The following is a 22,279-nucleotide window of genomic DNA, read 5'->3' as shown; positions in this document are numbered from 1 at the left end:
TGGCGGCCGGTCGAGGTGAATGAGTCAGTCTTGACGGCAGATCTTCCCGCGGAATGACGGTTCGATGAACCTTGTATGTCCGGCGCGCGTCAGTCGCACACGAGCAGCTCGATCCCGCGCGCGGTCAGCGCGCGGCGCACGGCCTTGTCGGGCGCGCGCTCGGTCACGAGATAGCGCGCGGCGGCCGTGCCGTTGATCCGCACCGGCGTCACGCGGCCGAATTTCGAATGATCGGCGACGATCATCGCGGTGCCGGCCGCCGCGATCATGCGGCTGCGCACCTCGGCCGCGAGCCGCGAGTAGTCGGTGCATTCGCCGTCGGGCGTGATGCCGCCGGCGCCGATGAACGCGAAATCGACGTGGTACTGCGCGAGTTGCTGGATCGTGTCGAGCCCGAAGGTGGCGTCCTCGTCGTCGGACAGCTCGCCGCCGAGCAGCGTCACGCGATTGCCGTTGCGTCGCGCGAGCACGAACGCGGTACGCCAGTCGTTCGTGTAGATCGACAGCCGGTGCCGGTCGGCGAGCGCGAGCGCAACCGCATGCGGCGTGCTGCCCGAATCGATCAGCACCGACGCATCGTCGGGCACGAACTCGGCTGCGCGCCGCCCGATCGTGCGCTTCGCTTCGGCATTCGCGGCTTCGCGCTCCGACAGGCTCGGCTCACGGCGATCCGCGGCCAGCGCGCCGCCGTGCGTCATCACGAGCAGGCCGCGTGCGGCCAGTGCGTTCAGGTCGCGCCGCACGGTCTCGCGCGACACGTCGAGCGAGCGGACGAGTTCCGCGACCGACAATGCGCCCGATCGTCCGAGCTCCGACAGGATGAATTGATGACGTTGTTCCGCCAGCATCGCGTGTGCGCCCGAGGCGACTGGTAATGGGTAAGCCGCCCATTGTATTACGGCCGTTTGACCGGCATTTGACGGCGGCGGGACGCCGGGCGGGCCACGTTTCCCGAAAGCGAAATTCTGTATTGCCCGACGCGCGCGAATCGGCGCGGCGCCGGTTGCTACACTTTGCGCTTCGCCGAACGACAGACCAAGCAAAGGGGCTCGCGCCATGTATCGCAAAGGCAGTGTGATCGAAATCCAGTTTCCACCCGAACGACTCAACGACGCGGCCGGCGATCCGTACTGGATCGACCTGACGCTCGACGAGGCCCGCCGGCTCTACGAACAGCTCGCCACGCGCTTCGCGACCGACGCCCGCGCCAACCAGCCGCTCGACACGTTCTCGATCGACTGATCTCCGCTGCTTCACGCCCGCCCGCTGCGCACGCCGGGCGGCGCCCGTCCCGTTCCGTCGGCACCGCCCGGCCCGCACCGACGGCCGCACGTGGCGCACGTGGCGCACGTGGCGCACGTGGCGCACCTTCGGCACGCGGCATGAGTGCAGGATTCGACAAGACGCCGGCATCGCTTCCCCCGATACTGGCCGACTTCACGATTCTGTCCGGCCGCATCGCGGCCCGCCATGCATGCTGACCTCGCTCGTCGCCGCCGCTTTCGTCGCACTCTGGTCCACCGGCTTCATCGTTGCGCGGGCCATCAAGCCCTACGCCGATCCCAACCTGTTCCTGCTTGCGCGTTTCGCGGGCACGGCCGCGCTATTCGGCGCGGTGGCGCTCGTCGCGCGCGCGCCGTGGCCGGCCCGGCGCGAATGGCCGCGCCACCTGATCGCGGGCGCGCTGCTGCAGGGCGTCTATCTCGGCGCGAGCTACTGGGCCGTCGCGCAAGGGCTGAACGCAGGCGTCATGGCACTGCTCGGCGCGCTGCAGCCGCTCGCCACCGCCGTGCTCGCCGTACCGCTGTTCAACGAGCGCCTCCCCGCGCGCGGCTGGCTCGGGATGGCGCTCGGGCTCGCCGGCGTCGCGCTCGTGCTCGCGCCGAAGGTGACGGGCGGTGTCGCGTCGGCGCCGGGCGCCGCGCCCGCGTGGCTCGTCGTCGCCGTCTCGGTGCTCGCGGTCGGGTCGATCACCGCCGGCTCGCTGTACCAGAAGGGCAAGCTCGCGCAAAGCGACCTGCGCACGGCGGTTGCCGTGCAGAATTTCGGCGCGGCGATCGTCGCGGCCGTCTTCGTCGCGCTGCTTCACGAAACCCGCTGGATCGGCGCGCCAGCGCTGTGGGTGTCGCTGGTGTGGGGCGTCGTGTTCCTGTCGGGCGGCGCGGTCACGATGCTGATGTGGATGCTGCGCCGCGGCAACGCCGCGCGCGCGACGTCGCTGCTGTTCCTCGCGCCGCCGCTGGCCGCGCTGCAGGGCTACTGGCTGTTCGGCGAAACGCTCGCGGCGATCCAGCTCGCCGGCTTCGCGCTCGCGCTGGTGGGCGTCGTGCTCGCGCGGCGCTGACGCGCGCCGCCGGGCCGGGCCGGTGCACGTGTCGGTGTCGGTGTCGGTGTCGGTGTCGGTGTCGGTGTCGGTGTCGGTGTCGGTGTCGGTGTCGGTGTCGGTGTTGGCGTCGGCGTCGGCGTCGGCGTCGGCGTCGGCGTCGGCGTCGGCGTCGGGCACAAGGATGCGCGTCACGCGGCATCCCGCACCCGCCCGGCGCAGCGTGCACCACGACGATGCGGCCCGTCTCGCCGATGCAACGCAAAACCGCCGGAACGCACGCCCGGCGCGGCACCGCGCCGCGATTGCGCTTATGATGGGCGCCTTGAATTTCGTTCCGGAACTTCCTTCATGACATTCGCCGATTACGCCAGCCGCCAGCGCGCGATCATTGCCGAACTGAACGTTGCCCCGCACTTCGACGCCGAGGCCGAGATCGAGCGCCGCATCGATTTCCTCGCGCAATATCTTCGCTCGACCGGCCTGCGGTCGTACGTGCTCGGCATCAGCGGCGGCGTCGATTCGTCGACGGCCGGCCGGCTCGCGCAACTGGCGGTCGAGCGCCTGCGCGCCGACGGCTACGATGCGCGCTTCATCGCGATGCGCTTGCCGAACGGCGTGCAGAACGACGAAGCCGATGCACAGCGCGCGCTCGCGTTCGTGCGCGCGGACGAGGTGCTGACGGTCGACGTGAAGCCGGCCGCCGACGCGATGCTCCGCTCGCTGGTCGCCTCCGGCCACGCATTCGAAACGCCGGCGCAGCAGGATTTCGTGCACGGCAACATCAAGGCGCGCGAGCGCATGATCGCGCAGTATGCGGTGGCCGGCGCACGGCGCGGCATCGTGATCGGTACCGACCATGCGGCCGAATCGCTGATGGGTTTCTTCACGAAGTTCGGCGACGGCGGCGCGGACATCCTGCCGCTCGCGGGCCTGAGCAAACGGCGCGTCCGCGCGGTCGCGCGTGCGCTCGGCGGCGAGGAGCTGATCGTGATGAAGGTGCCGACGGCCGACCTCGAGGAACTGCGCCCGCTGCGGCCCGACGAGCACGCGTACGGCGTGACCTACGACGAGATCGACGATTTCCTCGAAGGCAAGCCGGTCGAAGACCGCGTATACGAAACGGTGCTGCGCTTCTTCGACGGTTCGCGCCACAAGCGCGCGCTGCCGTACACGCCGTTCGACTGGCCGGCCGCGTAAGTCGCGACCGCGGCAGGACGACTGCCGCGTCGCAATCCTGCGCTACCGCGCGTGGCGGCCGGCCGGCAGCGTCGGAGCCCGACCGCCGCGCGCGGCCTTGACGGCTACGCGCGGCAACCCGGCGCCGGGCAACCCTATGCGTGCCCGCCCGTCTTCGACGCCTGCAGCGCGCGAATCCGCATCCGCGCCCCCGTATCGCTGACCGTCGCGTCGTACATCGCCGCGAGATCGCGCTTGAGCGCGGTACGCGAGCCGCCGTCGAGATACACCATGTGCCCCGACGGATAAAAACGCGCGGACAGGTTCTGCCGCACCTTCTGGTCCTCGAGCGGCATCTGCTGCAGGTCGATCACGGTCTGGTAGAACGGCGTGACGAAATCGTAGAAGCCGTTCGCCGACAGCACCTTCAGGTCGACGTTCAGCGCCATCACCGCGGCGAGATCGCCGGCCGTATAGAGGATCACGTTCCCCTGCGCATCGATGCCCTGCTGCGCGCCGGTCGGATCGATGTGGCTGAAATCCCAGTTCTGGAACGCCTGGTCGTTCAGGTCGGTGAACGCGGAATTCGACGTGAACTTCAGCTGCTCGTTCAGGTAACTGTTCCACATCGCCGTATAGACGCCCGTCACGGCCGTCATCGTCGGATCGTTGCCACCCGAGTTCGGGTCGATCTTGCCGGCGATGCCCGACGAGATCCCGGTCACGCGGCCGTCGTACGAGCCGAGCGCGAGCCCCTGCGCATGCAGCAGCGTCGTCAGGAACAGCGAATTGCCGCGCGCGTCGTAGCCGGCGATGTCGAGGCTCCATGATTGCAGCGTCGCCGTATCGATGCCCGTGTATTGCGACAGCTTCTCCACGGCGGCCGGGTCCGCATGCGGGACCGTGCGCAACGCTTTCAGGTAGTCGGTGCGCGCGAACTGCGCGACTTCCTCGACGAACGCGCCGAGATCGGTCGGCGCCGGCGTGACGCCAAGTTTCTTGTGGTACCACGCATCGGCCGCCGCGGTCGGCAGCGCGCCGACCGGGTTGCCGGCCTGCCGGTAGTCGAGGATCGACGATTGCAGCGTGACGCCGTTCAGGTCGACGCCGTCCTCGTGCAGCTTGTACGCGAGCACGCAGCTGCGCGCGGTGCCGTACGATTCGCCGAACAGGTATTTCGGCGAATTCCAGCGGTTGTTCTTCGTCAGGTAGCGCTTGATGAACTGCTTCAGCGAATCCGCATCCTGGTCGACGCCCCAGAAGTTGCGGTTCTTGTTCGGCGCGACGGCCGCCGAATAGCCGGTGCCGACCGGGTTGATGAACACCAGGTCGCTGTGGTCGATCATGCTGTCCGGGTTGTCTTCCATCTGGTACGGCGCGGGCGGCGTGAACCCCGGCATCGACGTCTTGATGCGCTTCGGCGCGAACGAGCCCAACAGCACGAACACCGACGACGAGCCGGGCCCGCCGTTGTAGAAGAACGTCACGGGCCGCGTTTCTTCCTTCGCGCCATCGGCCGTGAACGCGACGTAGAACAGCTTCGCGGCCGGCTGCGAACTGCTCGGGTCGACCGTCACGAGATGGCCGGCCGTCGCCGTGTAGGCGATGCGCTTCCCGTCGATCAGGATCGTGTGATGCGTGATCGCGGCGGCCTCGGTGGTGTCGGTCACCGAATCGTCGGGGCCGTTGCCGTAAGCAACCGGATCGAAGAACGGCTGGTCACGGCCGTGGCTCAACGCGACCGGGTTGACGGTCGGCGGCACGCCATGCGAATTGTGGTCGCCGTGATGCAGCGGATACACGCCGCCGGAAGATGCGGAATCGATGCCCATCGTGCTGCTCCTGGAGGTGAGAAAAAGGCGCGGGCAGGAAGCCCGCGCCATGCGGAAAGACGTGTACCGCGGCCGTCAGCTCGACGGCTTGCGCGTCAGGATCGCGGCGAGCTGCGCGCCGTTCGGGCTGCCGAGGCCCGTGCAGGCATCCCAGCCCTGCGCGGCCGCGTAGGTCCCGTTCGAGCCGTGCGTGATGTCGCGCAGCGCACCCGGATTCCTGTAGAGCACCGGATTGACCCAGCCAGCGGGCGCACCGCCAGCCGCACTGGCCGCCGCACTAGCCGCCGCGTTGATCCGCGCGATCAGCGCGGCCCACAGCGGCGCGACCGCACTCGTGCCGCCCATTACCGTGGCCGTGCCGGCGATCGACACTTCGTAGCCGGTCTGCGGCGACGCATCGCCGGCGACGTCCGGCACGCCGCGCTTCGCGAGCGGCACGCGGCTGCCGTCGGCCAGCGTCGCGGCAAGCCCCTGCTGCCACACCGGCAGGTCGAACAGCGTGCTGACGCCGCCCCCGCCCGCGCCGCCGCCGGCTGCCTCGTCGTTCCACGCGACCTCGCTGCGGATGCCCTGCCCGGGCAGCGCGTCGAGCTGCGTGCCGCCGCAGCCGAGCACATACGGGCTCGATGCGGGGAAGTCGACATGATCGGCGCCGTCCTGCAACCCGTCGCCCGAGCCGCTGTCGCCGGAGGCCGCGCACACCGTGATGCCCTGCGCGGCCGCCGCCTGCAGCACGCGGTTGAACGCCTGAGCGGACTGCGCCTGCCAGATGGCCTCCGGGCCGCCCCAGCTGATCGAGATCACCGACGGCTTGTTGGTCGTGTCGCTGACGGCCGCGTTGACGGCCTGGATGAAGCCCGCGTCGCTGTTGGCCGCGAAATAGACGGCGATCTTCGCGGCCGGCGCGATCGCGCCGGCGATCTCGATGTCGAGCGCGACTTCACCGTCCGGGCCGCTCGGATCGCCGGTCGGCGTGTTGCGGCCGGTGCCGACGTTGACGTCGACGAGCGTCGGCGGCTTCGTGATGCCGAGCCCGCGGAAATACTGCTGGATGTCCGCCGCGCGGTAGCCGCCGCCGAGCTCGATGATCGCGATGCACTGCCCGGCGCCGTCGCCGGCCGGGAAGCCGTACAGCGATGCGAGCTGGACCGGGGTGAACGTGACGCCCGCCGCGCCGCCGCGCGCGGGCGTGAACGGCGGCCTCAGCCGGAAGTGCGGCCGCGCCTGCGGACGGCTGTCGAGGCCGAGCACGGCCGTGACGGCGTCGCCGAGATCGTCGGGCAGCGCGATCGGGCCGGAGCGGCCGCGATACTGGCCGATCGACCGATGCTCGAAGCGCTCGAGCTTGACGCCGAACGCGGCTTCGAACTGCTGGATCGTGCCGGACACCACGACGACGCTTTCGACCGGATCGACGCGATCGACCGTCAGCTGGTGGCGACGCGCGAAGTCCTCGGCCTTGCGAATGTCGTCGGGATTGGCGGAAAAACGTTGCGCGAAGGTTTCGCGCGACACCGGTTTCGCTTGCGCGTCGCCGGTGGCGAGCTGGTGAAGCAGCGTATCGAGTTGCCCTTCTTCCTGCCGCCGCAACATGATCGTGACGTGGATGCGTTCTGCCGGATCGCACGGGCCGAGGCACTTGGACTCGGCGACGATTCGGGGTTCACGGTCGGCGTGAAGATGCCTTGCCATGTTCAGACCCTCCTTGGTACCGCGTTGCACGGAACAGCCAGGAAATCGGACAGGGCCGGCGGGAGACGGTTCCGTTCGGTCGTTCGGGTTCGCGACAGCGCGAAGTAACAGGGAGTTTAGATCAGTCAGACGATTTGCGCGCACGCCCTTTTGCGGCGGGGCGCATGCGCGGGCCGGCGTTGCGCGCGGCCCTCATCGGATGCGGCGACGCGCCGCGCGACCTGCGCCGGCGCAGCGCCGCGGCGGCACTCAGTCCATCGACAGGCGCAGCGCAAAGCCGATCAGCGCCGCGGAAAACGTCCAGCGCTGTACCGTCTGCGCGAGCCGATGCGCACGCATCCACGCGGCGATCCGCGACGCGCCGAACACGCACGCGAGGTCGAAGCACACGCCGGCCGCCACCAGCAGCGCGCCCAGTTCGAACATCTGCAACACGACCGGCCCGCCCTCGGGGCGCACGAACTGCGGCAGCAGCACCGAGCAGAACAACAGCGCCTTCGGGTTCAGCAGGTTGGTGAGCAGGCCCTTCACGAACGACTGCCGCAACTCGCCCGCCGTGGCCGCCGCGTCGCCGTCGCCGAGCGCGAACACGGGCGAACGGAACACCTGGATCGCGACATACGCGAGATACAGCGCGCCGCCGTAGCGGATCACTTCGTACAGCCACGGCGCGCTGCGGATCAGCGCCGCGACACCGCAGGCGGACAGCGTCACGTGCGCGGTGCGCGCGAGCGACAGGCCGGCGGCGGCCGCCATCCCCGGCCGCACGCCGCGGCCGATGCTGGTCTGCAGCACGAGCGCCATGTCCGGCCCCGGCACCGCGTAGATGGCCGCCAGCGCGGCAAGATAAATCAACAGCAAATGCGTGGAAATCATGGTCTGCCCCTCTCCTCCTACGGCGATATGTTGCCGCTGGAGCGCGAGGGATTATTGGCCATCTTTGGCTCAGGATTGGCGATCCGTAGGGGAATCCGCCACAATCGCTGAATTCGCATCAGGAATCCGCCATCATGACCGAACTCGACAAGACCGACCGCGCCATCCTGGCCGCGGTGCAGCGCGACGGCCGCCTGCCGATCGCCCGCCTCGCCGACACCGTGGGCCTCTCCGAGACCCCTTGCGCGCGCCGCCTGAAGCGCCTCGAAAACGACGGTTACATCGAGCGATACCGCGCGCAGCTGTCGCGCCAGGCGCTCGGCTTCGGCGTCGTTGCGTTCGTGCTCGTGCGGTTCGCGACGCACGACCGCAAGACCGCCGACCGCTTCGAGCGGGAAGTGCTCGGCATCGAGCGGATCCTGGCGTGCCACAACGTGGCGGGCACCGCCGATTACTTGCTGCAGGTCGTGGCGCGCGATCTCGACGATTACGGCACGTTCCTGCGCGAATCGCTGCGGATGCTGCCGGGCGTGACGTCGATCGAATCGGCGCTGTCGCTGCGCGAGGTCAAGCACGACGCGGGGCTGCCGGTGCCGTGATGCCGGCGCGGGCACGGTTCACGCAAGCCGGGCCCGACACCCGTTTCGTCACTTCGACGCCCATCGATGTGGGCCGCGTCGGGCCGCGCCGCCGCAACACTCGCTCACATTGTCGATTCCGGCCGCCTACTCGATGTCGGTCGGCTGGTGCGCGCGTTCCAGATCCTCGAGAAACGCTTCCACGAGCGGATTGCCGCGCCCGTTGCGGGCGACGACCATGTGGAACGTGACGTCGTAGCGCAGTTGCTCCGGATTGAGCGGCGCGAGCAGCCCCTGCGCGACGTAGGGCGCCGCGAAATGCTGCGGCAGGTAGCCGAGGTGGTGGCCGGACAGGATCAGCAGCGCGACGGCCTCCATGTTGTCGGCCGTCGCGGTCACGCGGTCGGGCGTCGTCGACATCTGCGCTTCGGGCAGCGGATACGAGCGCCACGCCCATTCGAAGCCCGCGACGTCGGCCGGCGTCAGCGCGCCGGCGCCGTCGAACAGCGGATGGCCGCGCCCGCAGTACGCGACCTGGCGCTCGATGAACAGCGGCGTGTAGTGCAGCGACGGCACCCGGTGCCAGAAGTAGCCGACCGCGATCTGGATCTCGTCGCTCAGCAGCTTCTCCTCGAGATCGCCCGGCGCGCGCACGGAGATCGAGAAGCGCACGGCCTCGTCGCGCGTGCGGAACGCGGCGATCGCCTCGGCGATCCGCGCGTTCTGGCTCACCGGCGTATGGCCGATCAGGCCGATGTGCAGCGTGCCGACCAGCTGGCGGTCCATGTGCCGCGCGGCCATCCCGAATTCGTCGAGCGCCGCGAGCAGCTTGCGGCTCATCGCGTGAAACCGCTCGCCCTTCGGCGTGAGCCGGAAACCGCTGCGGCCGCGCTCGCAGAGCCGGTAGCCGAGCCGCGTCTCCAGCGACGAAAGCTGCGCGCTGATCGTCGACTGCCCGACGTTCAGCACGGCCTGCGCGGCCGACACGCCGCCCGCGTCCGTGACCGCGAGAAACACGCGGATCAACCGCAGATCGAGGGTCGACAGATTCCCCAGCACGTTCATCCCCTTCCATACATCGATGAAAATCGATGTTTACGTCGATATCTTCGCATTCTTCTTTCCCGGCGGAGCGCGTAAAACTGTGCGCCAAGCCGCGTCGCATGATACGGCAACCCCACATCGGAAGAGACAGCCCATGAACGACCACACCCATTTCCAGCCGCTCGGCGGCAATGAAATGCCGCGCTGCGGCGGCATCGCGACGATGATGCGCCTGCCGCACGTGGCGAGCGCCGAAGGCCTCGACGCCTGCTTCGTCGGCGTGCCGTTCGACCTCGGCACCTCCAACCGCACCGGCGCACGCTTCGGCCCGCGCCAGATCCGCACCGAATCCGTGCTGCTGCGCCCGTACAACATGGCCACGCGCGCCGCGCCGTTCGATTCGCTGCAGATCGCCGACATCGGCGACGTCGCGATCAATCCGTACAACCTGCACGATTCCATCGCGCGCATCGAAGCCGCGTACGACGCGATCCTCGAGCACGACTGCAAGCCGATCACGCTGGGCGGCGACCACACGATCGCGCTGCCGATCCTGCGCGCGATCCACCGCAAGCACGGCAAGGTTGCATTGATCCACGTCGATGCACACGCCGACGTGAACGACACGATGATGGGCGAAAAGATCGCGCACGGCACGCCGTTCCGCCGCGCGGTCGAGGAAGGCCTGCTGCACGGCGACAAGGTCACGCAGATCGGCCTGCGCGGCACCGGCTACGCGGCCGAGGATTTCGACTGGTGCCGCGAGCAGGGCTTCCGCGTCGTCCAGGCCGAGGAATGCTGGAACAAGTCGCTCGCGCCGCTGATGGAAGAAGTGCGCGCGCGCGTCGGCGACACGCCCGTCTACATCAGCTTCGACATCGACGGCATCGACCCGGCGTACGCGCCGGGCACCGGCACGCCGGAAATCGCGGGCCTCACGGTGCCGCAGGCGCTCGAGATCATCCGCGGCGCGAAGGGGCTGAACATCGTCGGTTGCGATCTCGTCGAAGTCGCGCCGCCGTACGACCCGTTCGGCACCACGGCGCTGCTCGGCGCGAACCTCGCCTACGAGCTGCTGTGCGTGCTGCCGGGCGTCAAGTACCGCGACTGATTCCCGCGCCACCCCCTATTCCAAAATCAAAGGATTCCAGAGGAGCACTTATCAAGATGGGGACTTCCGTCAAGCAACCCAAGCGTGCGGCGCTCGCGTCGTTCGTCGGCACCACGATCGAGTGGTACGACTTCTATAGCTACGCGACCGCCGCCGCCATCGTGTTCGGGCCGCTGTTCTTTCCCGGCGAAAACCGCTTCGTCAGCCTGCTCGCATCGTTCGGCTCGTTCGCGGTGGGCTTCTTCGCGCGCCCGCTCGGCGGCGTGATGTTCGGCTATCTCGGCGACCGCTTCGGCCGCAAGCGCTCGCTGCTCGCGACGCTGATGCTGATGGCCGTGTCGACGGTCGCGATCGGCCTGCTGCCGACCCACGCGCAAGCCGGTGTGATCGCACCGGTCCTGCTCGTGCTGATGCGGGTGCTGCAAGGCATCGCGGTCGGCGGCGAATGGGGCGGCGCGGTGCTGCTTGCCGGCGAACATGCGCCGGAAGGCAAACGCACGTTCTTCGCGTCGTTCGCGCAGCTCGGCAGCGCGAGTGGCCTGATCCTGTCGATGCTCGCGTTCGGCGCGATCAGCACGCTGTCGAAGGAAGACATGATGAGCTGGGGCTGGCGCGTGCCGTTCCTCGCGAGTTCCGTACTGCTGATCGTCGGCTTCGTGATCCGCGCGAGCGTGTCCGAATCGCCCGAGTTCGAGGAAGTCAGGAAGAGCGGCAACATCGCGCAAAAGCCGCTGCGTGAAGCGCTCAAGTACTGGCCGCTGCTGCTGCTCGCGATCGGTGCGAACGTGTACGGCATCGCCGGCGTGTATTTCAGCAACATCTTCATGATCAGCTACGCGACGCAGTTCCTGTCGCTCGACCGGTCGATGGTGCTGCATTGCATGACGATCGTCGCGGTGCTGCAGTTCGTCGTGCAGCTCGCGGCCGCGTTCCTCGCGCAGCGCTTCGGCACCACGCGCGTGCTGCTGATCACCGGCGCATGGGCCGCGATCGTCCCGTTCGTGATGCTGCCGCTCGTGCACATGGGCACGCCGCTGTCGATCACGGTCGGCGTCGGCCTCGCGACGCTCGCGGAATCGGGCTACTACTCGGTGGTCGCGGGCTTCGTCAGCGGCATCTTCGTCGCACGCATCCGCTACACGGCGATCTCGATCGCGTACCAGGTGTGCGGCGCACTCGCCGGCGGCCTCACGCCGCTCGTCGCGACCATCATCGCGCAGAACACCGCGCCGCAATGGTGGCCGCTCGCGCTCCAGTACACGAGCGCCGCGCTCCTGTCGTCGCTGTGCGTGTGGCTGATCTCGCGCCGCGTCAGCATCGACGATGCCGGCGCGCCCGGCAAGACGAACGAGCCGCTGCCGCGCGGCGCACGCCCGGCGTAACGCAAGTGCACGCATGACGCAAAACGGCCCGCTTCCGCGGGCCGTTTTTTTGCCGTCCGATCTTCGATCGCAACGGCGGCGTGCAGCGCTCGCTGCGTTATTGCACCTGGCTGCGCAGCGTCTTCGCGGCGGCGACCATGTTCGTCAGCGCCGGAATCACTTCCGCCCACTGGCGCGTCTTCAGCCCGCAGTCCGGATTCACCCACAGACGCTCCGCCGGAATCCGTTCCGCCGCCTTCCTCATCAGGCCGACGATATGTTCCTGCGTCGGGATGTTCGGCGAGTGAATGTCGTACACGCCCGGCCCGATCTCGTTCGGATACTTGAAGTCGTCGAACGCGTCGAGCAGTTCCATGTCCGAGCGCGAGGTCTCGATCGTGATCACGTCCGCATCCATGTCGGCGATCGACGCGATGATGTCGTTGAACTCCGAATAGCACATGTGCGTATGGATCTGCGTGTCGTCCTGCACGCCGTTCGCGGTGATGCGGAACGACTCGACCGCCCACTTCAGGTACGCGCCCCATTGCGCGCGGCGCAGCGGCAGCCCTTCGCGCAGCGCGGCCTCGTCGATCTGGATCACGCGCACGCCGGCCTTCTCGAGATCGAGCACTTCCTCGCGGATCGCCAGCGCGAGCTGGTAGCACGACACCGAGCGCGGCTGGTCGTCGCGCACGAACGACCAGTTCAGGATCGTCACGGGGCCGGTCAGCATGCCCTTCATCGGCTTGTTCGTCAGCGACTGCGCATACGTGATCCATTCGACCGTCATCGCCTTCGGGCGGCTGATGTCGCCGAACAGGATCGGCGGCTTCACGCAGCGCGAACCGTACGACTGCACCCAGCCGAACTGGCTGAACGCGTAGCCGTCGAGCTGCTCGCCGAAGTATTCGACCATGTCGTTGCGCTCGGCTTCGCCATGCACCAGCACGTCGAGTTCCAGTGCTTCCTGCTCGCGCACGCTGCGTTCGATTTCAGCCTGCATCGCGGCCCGGTAGCCCGCATCGTCCAGCGCACCGGCCTTGAACTGGCTGCGCGCGTGACGGATTTCGCCGGTCTGCGGGAACGAGCCGATCGTCGTCGTCGGGAACGCCGGCAGTTTCAGGCGTGCCGACTGCTTCGACGCACGCTGCGTGTAGGGGCTCACGCGGTTGCCGAGCTGCGCGTCGATGCGGGCGATCGCGGCCTTCACCGCCGGGTTGTGCACGCGCGGCGAGTGGCGGCGCGCATGGATCGCGGCAGCGTTCGCCGCCAGTGCATCGGCCACCTTGTCGCGGCCTTCGTTCAGCGCGGTCGCGAGCACCTTCAGCTCGTCGAGCTTCTGCAGCGCGAACGCGAGCCACGAGCGGATTTCCGCATCAAGCTTCTCCTCGCTCGCGAGATCGACCGGCACGTGCAGCAGCGAGCACGACGGGGCGAGCCACAGGCGATCGCCCAGTTGCTTCGCGAGCGGTTCGAGCCAGTCGAGCGTCGCGTTCAGGTCCGTCTTCCAGATGTTGCGGCCGTTGATCGCGCCAACCGACAGCACGCGCTCGGCCGGCAGTTCACGCACCAGCGTGTCGACTTCGTCGCGTGCGTTGATCGCATCGACATGCAGGCCGTCGACCGGCAACGAGCTCGCGAGCGCCAGGTTCTCCTGGAGCTGGCCGAAGTAGGTGGCGAGCAGCAGCTTGATGCGACGCGTTTCCAGTGCCGCATAGGCGGTGCGCAATGCCTGACGCCACTCGGCGTCGAGTTCGGTGACGAGGATCGGTTCGTCGATCTGCACCCATTCGACGCCCTGCGCGGTCAGCGTGTCGAGCAGCGCGCCGTACACGGGCAGTAGCTTCGGCAGCAGCGCGAGGCGGTCGGAATCGTCCTTCGCCTTGCCGAGCCACAGGTACGTGACGGGGCCGAGGATGACCGGCTTCACGGCCACGCCCTGCGCCTGCGCTTCCGCCAGTTGCTGGAGCAGGCGCGACGGGTCGAGCGAGAAGTTCGTGTCCGCATGGAATTCCGGCACGATGTAGTGGTAGTTCGTATCGAACCACTTCGTCATTTCACCGGCGGCGACCCCGCCGCAGCACGCCGCATGCTCGTCCGCCGACTGCGCCGAACGGCCGCGCGCGACGCGGAAATAGTTGTCGAGCACATCGCCGTGGAAACCCTGCACGCGCTTCGGCAGGTTGCCGAGCGTGAAGCTCATGTCGAGCACCTGATCGTAGAACGCGAAGTCGCCGATCGGGACCAGGTCCAGGTCGCGCTGGTCGTTCCAGTGACGCTTGCGCAGCTCGGCGCCGAGCGCCTTCAGCTCGTCGCGCGACGATTCGCCCTTCCAGTAGCGTTCGAGACCGAACTTGAGTTCGCGCTTCGCACCGATGCGCGGGAAACCGAGGTTGTGTGTCGTGACCATGAGCTGCCGTCCAGAAGAAGTGAAGATCCGGCAGCCATCATAGGGATTTCATCCCATGAAATAAAATGGCATTATTTCATTAATCCATTAAATCTGTTCATGTATCCGTTACACGAGCGATATCCATGCTGGAACGATTCCATCTCGTCGTGATCCGTGAAGTCGAGCGCCAGGGCTCACTGACCGCGGCCGCCCACGCACTGCACCTCACGCAATCGGCACTCAGCCATACCGTCCGGAAAATCGAGCAGCAGCTCGGCACGCCGATCTGGGATCGGGAGGGCCGCGGCCTGCGGCTCACCCAGGGCGGGCAGTATCTGCTGAAGCTGGCAAACCGGCTGCTGCCGCAGTTCGAGCTCGCCGAGGAGCGGATGAAGCAGTACGCAAAGGGCGAGCGCGGCACGCTGCGCATCGGGATGGAGTGCCACCCGTGCTACCAGTGGCTGCTGAAGGTCGTGTCGCCGTACCTGTCGCGCTGGCCCGACGTCGACGTGGACGTGAAGCAGCGCTTCCAGTTCGGCGGCATCGGCGCCCTGTTCGGCTATGACATCGACGTGCTCGTGACGCCCGATCCGCTGAACAAGCCGGGGCTACGCTTCGACCCCGTGTTCGACTACGAGCAGGTGCTGGTGGTCGCCGATTCGCACCGGTTCGCAAACGCCGATTACGTGACGCCCGAACAGCTGACCGACGAGATCCTGATCACCTATCCGGTCGAAACCGACCGGCTCGACATCTACAACCAGTTCCTGACGCCGGCCGGCATCGTGCCGAGGCGGCACAAGTCGATCGAAACGACCGACATCATGCTGCAGATGGTGGCGAGCGGGCGCGGCGTGGCCGCGCTGCCGAGATGGCTTGCCGACGAATACGCCGACCGGATGCCGGTCGTGCCGGTCAAGCTCGGCAAGAAGGGAATCGCGAAGCAGATCTTCCTCGGCACCCGCGAAGCGGACGCATCGATCGACTATCTGGCTGCGTTCGTCGCGCTGGCGCGCGAATCGACGGGGAGCGCGCCACGCATGCTGCGCTAGGCGGGCCCCGTTGCCATGCGCGTCAGGCGGCGCGCATGGCGATGCGTTCGCTGCGCTCGACCCATGCGCCGAACAGCAGGCCGATCGTCGTCCACATGATCACCTGCATGCCGATCGCCGCCACGCGAAACTTCCACAGCAAGGCCGCCGGGAAATCGGCCGGCAACTCGCTGACGGACGGCAACCCGATCTGCACGGCCGCGATGATCGCGACGAACACGAGCCCGGCGACGATCGATGCGTTCCACTGGCCGAGCTTCGCCAGCAGATGGCGGCGTACGCTGACCGAGAACACCATCGTCGCGACCGAGATCGCGATCATCAGGAAGAACAGGCCCGTGCGATAGCCGATCGTGTCGGGGTCGCCGACCGACGGCGGATTGGCCGGGTACTTGAGGTTCGGCACGATCACGAGCGCGATGAACGCCGCCAGCGCGAGCCACGCGGCCAGCGGACGGGCCGGGAGGCGGCTGCCTCGCCCATACGCATACGCGAAGACCAGCGAGAACAGCCCGCCGAATGCCGCGCCATAGGTCACGACGCCCGTCAGCAAGCCGAGGCCGGCCTGCGTGCGGCGGCTGACCAGCTCCGGCTCCGGCGCGTCGCCCTTGGCGGCGTCGGCTTTTTCTTCAAAGGAGATTGCCTGATCGACTTGCGGTTCGCCGACGACCTTCGCGAAACCGAACGTGAGGAGGCCTGCGGCGATGCCTGCGAGCATCCCGCGCATGAGCAGCTTTCCGACCATCGTGAACTCCGCGTCAGTGGCAGGGGAAGCCGAGCAGGTGGCGGCCGTCGTGGACGAATTCGTGGACGTACATGCCCGGCACGAGCGACGTCGCACCTTGTTCCGCGCCGACGAAATAAAGCGCGAGCAACAGGATCAGGCCGACGAACACGGCCCACGGCAACAGTTCACGGACGGGGATGGGCGCCGGCACGACCGCCGGCTTCAGCACTGCTTCGCTCATGGATGCACCTCAGGGGAATCGCGCCCCGATAAATGTTGGATGGGTACGAAGGCAGGTCTGGCTTCCGGGATCAACGATCACCGGTTACAGTGGCGCGACCGCGCCGGGCTTGCACCGGCTTCCGCGCTTCGTATCGGGCGAATTGTACGCGCGAACGTTCGCGCATTGAAGCGGCGCCAGGCGGGCACGTGCGCCCGTCCCGGATCATCCGAAAACCGACATGAACATGCCTACCTCGCTGCGCCTGATCGCACACGCATCGACCCGGGCGATGCGCACCGGCACGTTTCCCGACGACGATCCGCTCGATACGCGCGGGCTCGCCGAAGCCGCTGCGCTACGCGGCCGGTGGGCAGGTACCGCCGGCGCGCTCGCGCTGTGCAGCCCCGCATGCTGCGCGCGGCAGACCGCCGACGCGCTCGGACTTCATGCCGACATTGACGACGCACTGCGCGACATCGATTACGGCAACTGGCGAGGCCAGCGCCTGCACGACCTCGCACGCGACTTGCCGGACGAACTGGATGCGTGGATCGCAGACCCGTCGGCACCGCCGCACGGCGGTGAATCGTTCGAAGCAGCCATGCACCGCGTCGGCACCTGGTTGAACGCGCTGCGGCAAGATCGCGACATCGTCGCAATCACGCATGCGCCAATCGTCCGCGCGGCCATCGCCCATGTGCTGCGGATGGATTCGAAGGCAGCGGCCCGCATCGACGTCGCGCCGCTGTCCTGCACGACGCTTGTTGCGTCGCCGAACGGATGGATGTTGAGCGCGGACGGCAACGCGTAGAACGCTATCGCGCTCACTATGTGGACGACGATGCGGGCTGGCGCGTCACGTTGCGCATACACGCCTTCAATCGCCTTACGCATCGGCAAGACGCACCGTTCGTGGTCCCGACTGTCATCAAACTGACTGCTGGCCGCAGATAGGATCGGACGCGGTTCCCTCACGAGATGCCGTCATGAATCAACCTGCTTCGTCCGCACCGAACAACCCGGGCTCCGTCGAACGCACTAGACAGGTCGGCTACGCCGTCTTCCTGCTGGTGCTGGCGCTCGGTGCGCTCTATATCGCCACGCACCTGATCGACGATCTGTCGCCGGTCCGCGAAGGGAAGCTGTTCCCGTACCTGCTGCTCGGCGCCGCGCTGCTGATCGCGCTCGGCTTCGAATTCGTCAACGGCTTCCACGACACCGCGAACGCGGTCGCCACCGTGATCTATACGCACTCGCTGACGCCGAACGTCGCGGTGATCTGGTCCGGCATGTGGAACTTCCTCGGCGTGATGGTCTCGAGCGGTGCCGTCGCGTTCGGCATCCTGCAGTTGCTGCCGGTCGAGCTGATCCTGCAGGTCGGCAGCGGCGCGGGCTTCGCGATGGTGTTCGCGCTGCTGATCGCCGCGATCGTGTGGAACCTCGCGACCTGGTATTTCGGGTTGCCGTCGTCGAGTTCGCATACGCTGATCGGTTCGATCATCGGTGTCGGGCTGATGAACCAGCTGATGCACGGGCCGTCCGGCACGAGCGGTGTCGACTGGGGCCAGGCGCTCGGTGTCGGCAAGTCGCTGCTGTTCTCGCCGATCGTCGGCTTTCTGTGCGCGGCGCTGCTGTTGCTCGTGCTGAAGACGCTCGTGCGGGTTCCGGAGTTGTACAAGGAGCCGCCGAAAGACCAGCCGCCGCCGTTCTGGATTCGCTGCCTGCTGATCCTGACCTGCACGGGCGTGTCGTTTGCGCACGGTTCGAACGACGGGCAGAAAGGGATGGGGCTCATCATGCTGATCCTGATCGGCACGGTGCCCACCGCCTATGCGCTGAACAAGGCCGTCACGCCGGCCGAGACGCAAACCTTCGTGGCGGTCGCGAACCAGGCGGCCGCGACATTCGGGAAGTACACGAACGGCGTCGCGCCGTCCGCGAACCCGCGCGCCGACGTCGAGCGCTACGTGCAGCATCGCGAACTGACGCCCGCGGTGCTGCCGGCCGTCCAGCAGTTGTCGACGTCGCTCGCGACCGCGGTCGGCGCGTCGGGCTCGATGGCAGCCGTGCCGCAGCGCGACGTCGACAACGTGCGCAACACGATGTATCTGGTATCCGAAGCAATCCGCCTGATCGAGAAGTCGGGTCAGCCCGCGTTCGCGGCCGACGACAAGCTAGCGATCGACAACTATCACAAGCAACTCGACCACGCGACCAAATTCATTCCGACGTGGGTAAAGGTTGCCGTCGCGATCGCGCTGGGCCTCGGCACGATGGTGGGCTGGAAGCGGATCGTCGTGACCGTCGGCGAGAAAATCGGCAAGCAGCATCTGACGTACGGACAAGGCGCATCGGCCGAACTCGTCGCGATGCTGACGATCGGCGCCGCCGACGTGTACGGATTGCCCGTGTCGACGACACACGTGCTGTCGTCGGGTGTCGCGGGCACGATGGCGGCGAACGGCTCTGGGCTGCAGTGGAGCACGGTACGCAGCCTCGTGCTCGCGTGGGTGCTGACGCTGCCGGCGTCGATCATGCTTGCCGGCGGGCTCTACTGGTTGTTCCGGTCGATGGCTTGATTCACGTTGCGACGGGTGGCCGGTGAGCCGGCCGCCTGTCGTGGAAGATTCACCGCTCGCTTCTACGCTTCTCTGCTTCTCTGCTTCTACGCCTTTCCGCCTTTCCGCCTTTCCGCCTTTCCGCCTTTCCGCCTTTCCGCCTTTCCGCCTTTCCGCCTTTCCGCCGTTCCGCACTGATACGTCGCCGCCTTCGATGTGTCCGTGCGCGCCCCGAGCCTTTCCCTCTTGCTTCCGAATTGAAGCGCAAGATCTGGAGCGCGTCTGCGCACGAACGTCGCTAGACTGGGTTCATCGACCTTCTTCGTGGCTCCAACCGTGCACGCAATGCTTCCCGGCATTCCGCACGACTCGCGCCACATCGCTGACGAACCAAGGGACGCCCGTGAACATCGCCGATCTGCAGCCTGCCGTCGAATCGACGGACATCGCACAACGCGTCGACGCCATCGACTGGCCGACTGTCGGCGCCGAGCTCGATCGCTATGGATGCGCGCGTGTGCCGGGCCTGATTTCGACGAACGAATGCGATACGCTCGCGTCGCTCTATCCGCGGGATGCGCTTTATCGTTCACGCGTCGTGATGGCGCGGCACGGATTCGGCCGCGGCGAATACAAGTATTTCGCGTACCCGCTGCCCGCAGTCATTGCCGAGCTTCGCACGACGATCTACCCGCATCTCGCACCCATCGCGAATCGCTGGAACCAGGCACTCGGAATCGACGTCCGCTATCCGAACGACCACACGACATTCCTCGATCGCTGCCGGGCGGCGGGGCAGACGCGACCGACGCCGCTGATCCTGCAATACGGCCCCGACGACTACAACTGTCTCCATCAGGATCTTTATGGCGAGCACGTGTTTCCGCTGCAGGTCGCGATCCTGCTGTCGGCGCCGGGCTGCGATTTCACGGGCGGGGAATTCGTGTTGACGGAACAGCGGCCACGCATGCAATCACGAGCGGAAGTGGTGCCGCTGATGCAAGGCGACGCGGTGATCTTCGCCGTGCATGGCAGACCCGTGCAGGGGACGCGCGGCGTCTATCGCGTCAACCTGCGCCACGGCGTGAGCCGGATTCACAGTGGCCACCGTCACACAGTCGGCATCATCTTTCATGACGCGCAGTGACGGCAGCGAGGACGAGCGTGGTGCCGTCCCGACGTTCGTCACGCGGATGATTTCCGGTTCGCGCGGGGAGCACCGCACTACGCTATTGCCCCCACGCCCGCAGCAGTGACAAATGGCCGACTGCGCTGACCACCAGGCCATCGCAAACACAACGAATCGACGTTTCGGGTGAGCGACGAAAAACAGTCGCGCTCACCTGTCGCAGGGCAAATTGGATGCGCCGTTCGACCTACCCTCGCGCCACACTCGCCCGCAGCCGATCGCCTGCATCGGAGGCCAGCCGCGCATAACCCGGCAACGTCAGCAGCGCGAGCACGCCGGCTGCGACGAATGCCCAGCGGAAATCGTCGAGCACGTAATGCATGCCAACCACATCGCCGCGCACCAACGCCGCGAGCCGCAGCGACAATGCCCCGAACGCGATCCCCATCCCGATCGTCATCTGCTGTGCGGCACTCCACAGCGTGCTGGCTGCACTCGTCTGATGAGCCGGGATATCCGCATAGGCGAGTGTCGCGAGCGTCGTGAACTGCATCGACCGCGTGAGTCCGTAGACGAATACGACGAGCAGCGTGATCGCCAGCGGCGTCGACGCGGTCAGCCAGCCGCACGCAATCGTGAAGATGCCGACAATTGTCACGTCGACGAGTGCAACGCGCCGGAAACCATATCGGTCGAGAATCCACGACGTTCCCGCCTTCATCCCCAGATTGCCGAGCGCACTCGCGAGCAGCAACAGGCCGGACTGGAAGGGCGACAACCCGAAGCCGATCTGGAACAACAGCGGCAGCAGGTACGGCACGGCGTTGATCGCCATCCGCGTGACCGAGCCGGAGATCACCGTTACCGAGAAGGTCGGCACCTTCAGCGTGGTGAAGTCGAGCAGCGGATGCGCGCAGCGTCGCGCATGCCACCACGCGGCCGCGCCGAACAGCACGCTCGCCCCCACCAGGACGCCCGCGCGCGTGAAGTCGACATCCTGCTGGCCGGCTGCTTCGGTACCGATCAACAGACAGGTCAATGCACCACCGGCCAGCACGAATCCAGCCCAGTCGAGCGGCCGTTGCTCGTCGGCCCGCGTGTTCCGGACGATCAGCCAGGTACAGACGAGCGCGGCGATACCGAACGGGACGTTCAACAGGAAGATCCAGCGCCATGACGCATAAGTCGTGATGAAGCCGCCGATCGGCGGCCCGACGACAGGCGCGACGATGCCCGGCCACGTGATCGTCGCGATCGCTCGCATCAGCTTCGCCTTCTCGGTGCTGCGCACGACGATCATCCGTCCGACCGGCACCATCATTGCCCCGCCGACGCCCTGCAGCAGCCGTGCAGCCGTGAACGTCACGACACCTTCGGACAGCCCGCACAGCACCGACGCCCCGGTAAAGACGACAATCGCACTCGCGAATACCGTACGCGATCCATAGCGGTCCGCGATCCAGCCGCTGATCGGGATGAACACTGCCAGCGCCAGCATATAGGCCGTCATCCCGAGGCTCAGCGCGTTCGGACCGACACCGAACGAACGCGCCATTTGCGGCAGCGCGGTCGCGATCACGGTCGTGTCGAGGTACTCCATGAAGAACGTTGCGGCGACGAGATACGGCAAGAAGTCGGTCGTCCGACTACCTTGGGCAGGGCTGTCAGTCATGAACTGTGCGAGGGACGGAATACGGAGGACACCGACCGCCAGCGGATGCCTGAAAGCACCGGGAATCGGGACGAATGGCGATATTACCCCGAAGGGCCTGCTCCCCGCTCTGCCGCGCATGCCGTGCAAACGGACTTTATGCGCATAGATTTTTATGACGATTTCGTGGGTGGATTCGCGGAAAGGCGCACACCGATCAGGTCGACAGGGTTCGTCGAAAGACCGATGGATGCAGCGGGGAGTTTTCGTCAGAAGTCGGCATTTATCGACCATCTTCGACGAACGTCGCGCATCGTCGATCATCAAAACATCGCCCCTGGATGAATCAACATCGACCGAATGCTGACTGATGGGGGATCGGCGTGGTACGTAGAGAACGTACCGAGGACATCAAAGGTGCTTGATGGCGGATTGCTCGGGGATGGCAGATACCTGATCCACGACCGTCGGCCGTCTCGGCTCCGATCACAGTATTGCTCGGCCAGCGCCGTACATTTCCGCCGCACCAATGCAAAAACCCCCGCCTT

The 22,279-nt window shown here is 66.9% G+C and carries 19 protein-coding genes and 1 riboswitch; of the genes, 10 read left to right on the top strand and 9 right to left on the bottom strand.

Features of this window, described 5'->3' with window-relative positions; translation table 11 throughout:
* Positions 1-89: 89 nt before the first annotated feature.
* Positions 90-848, bottom strand: a complete 759-nt coding sequence (locus L810_RS25360; protein ID WP_021161157.1) for a DeoR/GlpR family DNA-binding transcription regulator — start codon at positions 846-848, stop codon at positions 90-92.
* A gap of 208 nt (positions 849-1,056) precedes the next feature.
* Between L810_RS25360 and L810_RS25355 the strand changes: the two genes are divergently transcribed.
* From L810_RS25355 to nadE, 3 genes are all read left to right on the top strand, one after another.
* Positions 1,057-1,242 carry a hypothetical protein gene (locus tag L810_RS25355; RefSeq protein ID WP_021161156.1) on the top strand — a complete coding sequence of 62 codons (186 nt, stop codon included), beginning with the start codon at positions 1,057-1,059 and terminating at the stop codon, positions 1,240-1,242.
* A gap of 232 nt (positions 1,243-1,474) precedes the next feature.
* Complete coding sequence (locus L810_RS25350) at positions 1,475-2,344, top strand: DMT family transporter (protein ID WP_021161155.1); 870 nt, start codon at positions 1,475-1,477, stop codon at positions 2,342-2,344.
* Positions 2,345-2,674: 330 nt separating this feature from the next.
* On the top strand, positions 2,675-3,523 hold the full coding sequence (nadE, locus tag L810_RS25340; protein ID WP_021161153.1) for an ammonia-dependent NAD(+) synthetase: 849 nt from the start codon (positions 2,675-2,677) through the stop codon (positions 3,521-3,523).
* A gap of 134 nt (positions 3,524-3,657) precedes the next feature.
* Here nadE and L810_RS25335 read toward each other — a convergent pair whose 3' ends face one another.
* The 3 genes from L810_RS25335 to L810_RS25325 all read right to left on the bottom strand — a co-directional run bounded on the left by L810_RS25335 (position 3,658) and on the right by L810_RS25325 (position 7,902).
* Positions 3,658-5,334, bottom strand: coding sequence for a S10 family peptidase (locus tag L810_RS25335; RefSeq protein ID WP_021161152.1), 1,677 nt, complete (start codon positions 5,332-5,334; stop codon positions 3,658-3,660).
* Between the two features lie 75 nt (positions 5,335-5,409).
* The gene (locus L810_RS25330; RefSeq protein ID WP_021161151.1) at positions 5,410-7,026 is read right to left on the bottom strand and encodes a S53 family peptidase; all 1,617 of its coding nucleotides are present in this window, start codon (positions 7,024-7,026) and stop codon (positions 5,410-5,412) included.
* Between the two features lie 249 nt (positions 7,027-7,275).
* Positions 7,276-7,902, bottom strand: coding sequence for a LysE family translocator (locus L810_RS25325; protein WP_021161149.1), 627 nt, complete (start codon positions 7,900-7,902; stop codon positions 7,276-7,278).
* Between the two features lie 134 nt (positions 7,903-8,036).
* Here L810_RS25325 and L810_RS25320 point away from each other — a divergent pair, with 134 nt between their 5' ends.
* On the top strand, positions 8,037-8,501 hold the full coding sequence (locus L810_RS25320; protein ID WP_011353982.1) for an Lrp/AsnC family transcriptional regulator: 465 nt from the start codon (positions 8,037-8,039) through the stop codon (positions 8,499-8,501).
* Positions 8,502-8,627: 126 nt separating this feature from the next.
* Here the strand turns inward: L810_RS25320 and L810_RS25315 are convergent, their stop codons facing one another.
* A complete protein-coding gene (locus L810_RS25315) occupies positions 8,628-9,539 on the bottom strand; it encodes a LysR family transcriptional regulator (protein ID WP_042976145.1) in 912 nt (303 codons plus the stop codon).
* 139 nt (positions 9,540-9,678) lie between these two features.
* Between L810_RS25315 and speB the strand changes: the two genes are divergently transcribed.
* Both speB and L810_RS25305 read left to right on the top strand, forming a co-directional pair.
* Positions 9,679-10,635: an agmatinase gene (speB, locus tag L810_RS25310; protein WP_021161147.1), complete on the top strand. Its 957-nt coding sequence runs from the start codon at positions 9,679-9,681 to the stop codon at positions 10,633-10,635.
* A gap of 56 nt (positions 10,636-10,691) precedes the next feature.
* Positions 10,692-12,017, top strand: a complete 1,326-nt coding sequence (locus tag L810_RS25305) for an MFS transporter (protein ID WP_021161146.1) — start codon at positions 10,692-10,694, stop codon at positions 12,015-12,017.
* A gap of 97 nt (positions 12,018-12,114) precedes the next feature.
* On the opposite strand, the gene metE is transcribed toward L810_RS25305, so the two are convergent.
* Entirely contained in the window at positions 12,115-14,409 is a 2,295-nt protein-coding gene (gene metE / locus L810_RS25300) for a 5-methyltetrahydropteroyltriglutamate--homocysteine S-methyltransferase (protein WP_021161145.1), read from the bottom strand.
* A 125-nt stretch (positions 14,410-14,534) separates the two neighbouring features.
* Between metE and L810_RS25295 the strand changes: the two genes are divergently transcribed.
* Complete coding sequence (locus tag L810_RS25295; RefSeq protein WP_021161144.1) at positions 14,535-15,443, top strand: LysR family transcriptional regulator; 909 nt, start codon at positions 14,535-14,537, stop codon at positions 15,441-15,443.
* Positions 15,444-15,465: 22 nt separating this feature from the next.
* Here the strand turns inward: L810_RS25295 and L810_RS25290 are convergent, their stop codons facing one another.
* Positions 15,466-16,188 (bottom strand): CbtA family protein, encoded by a 723-nt coding sequence (locus L810_RS25290; RefSeq protein ID WP_021161143.1) that lies wholly within the window; start codon positions 16,186-16,188, stop codon positions 15,466-15,468.
* A gap of 13 nt (positions 16,189-16,201) precedes the next feature.
* Positions 16,202-16,411 (bottom strand): CbtB domain-containing protein, encoded by a 210-nt coding sequence (locus L810_RS25285; protein ID WP_006488502.1) that lies wholly within the window; start codon positions 16,409-16,411, stop codon positions 16,202-16,204.
* Between the two features lie 33 nt (positions 16,412-16,444).
* Positions 16,445-16,586: riboswitch (cobalamin riboswitch) on the bottom strand.
* 45 nt (positions 16,587-16,631) lie between these two features.
* On the opposite strand from L810_RS25285, the gene L810_RS25280 reads away from it, so the two are divergent.
* From L810_RS25280 to L810_RS25270, 3 genes are all read left to right on the top strand, one after another.
* A complete protein-coding gene (locus tag L810_RS25280) occupies positions 16,632-17,204 on the top strand; it encodes a histidine phosphatase family protein (protein WP_021161142.1) in 573 nt (190 codons plus the stop codon).
* Between the two features lie 175 nt (positions 17,205-17,379).
* A complete protein-coding gene (locus tag L810_RS25275) occupies positions 17,380-18,972 on the top strand; it encodes an inorganic phosphate transporter (protein ID WP_021161141.1) in 1,593 nt (530 codons plus the stop codon).
* 382 nt (positions 18,973-19,354) lie between these two features.
* Positions 19,355-20,098: a 2OG-Fe(II) oxygenase gene (locus L810_RS25270; RefSeq protein WP_021161140.1), complete on the top strand. Its 744-nt coding sequence runs from the start codon at positions 19,355-19,357 to the stop codon at positions 20,096-20,098.
* A gap of 229 nt (positions 20,099-20,327) precedes the next feature.
* Here L810_RS25270 and L810_RS25265 read toward each other — a convergent pair whose 3' ends face one another.
* A complete protein-coding gene (locus L810_RS25265) occupies positions 20,328-21,752 on the bottom strand; it encodes an MFS transporter (RefSeq protein ID WP_042976132.1) in 1,425 nt (474 codons plus the stop codon).
* Positions 21,753-22,279: the final 527 nt, after the last annotated feature.

The sequence above is a fragment of the Burkholderia sp. AU4i genome, assembly GCF_000466765.1.
In the GTDB taxonomy this organism is placed as follows: Bacteria; Pseudomonadota; Gammaproteobacteria; order Burkholderiales; family Burkholderiaceae; genus Burkholderia; species Burkholderia cepacia.
Note: the sequence above shows the minus strand (reverse complement) of the source record. Positions and strands in the feature narration are given on the sequence as shown.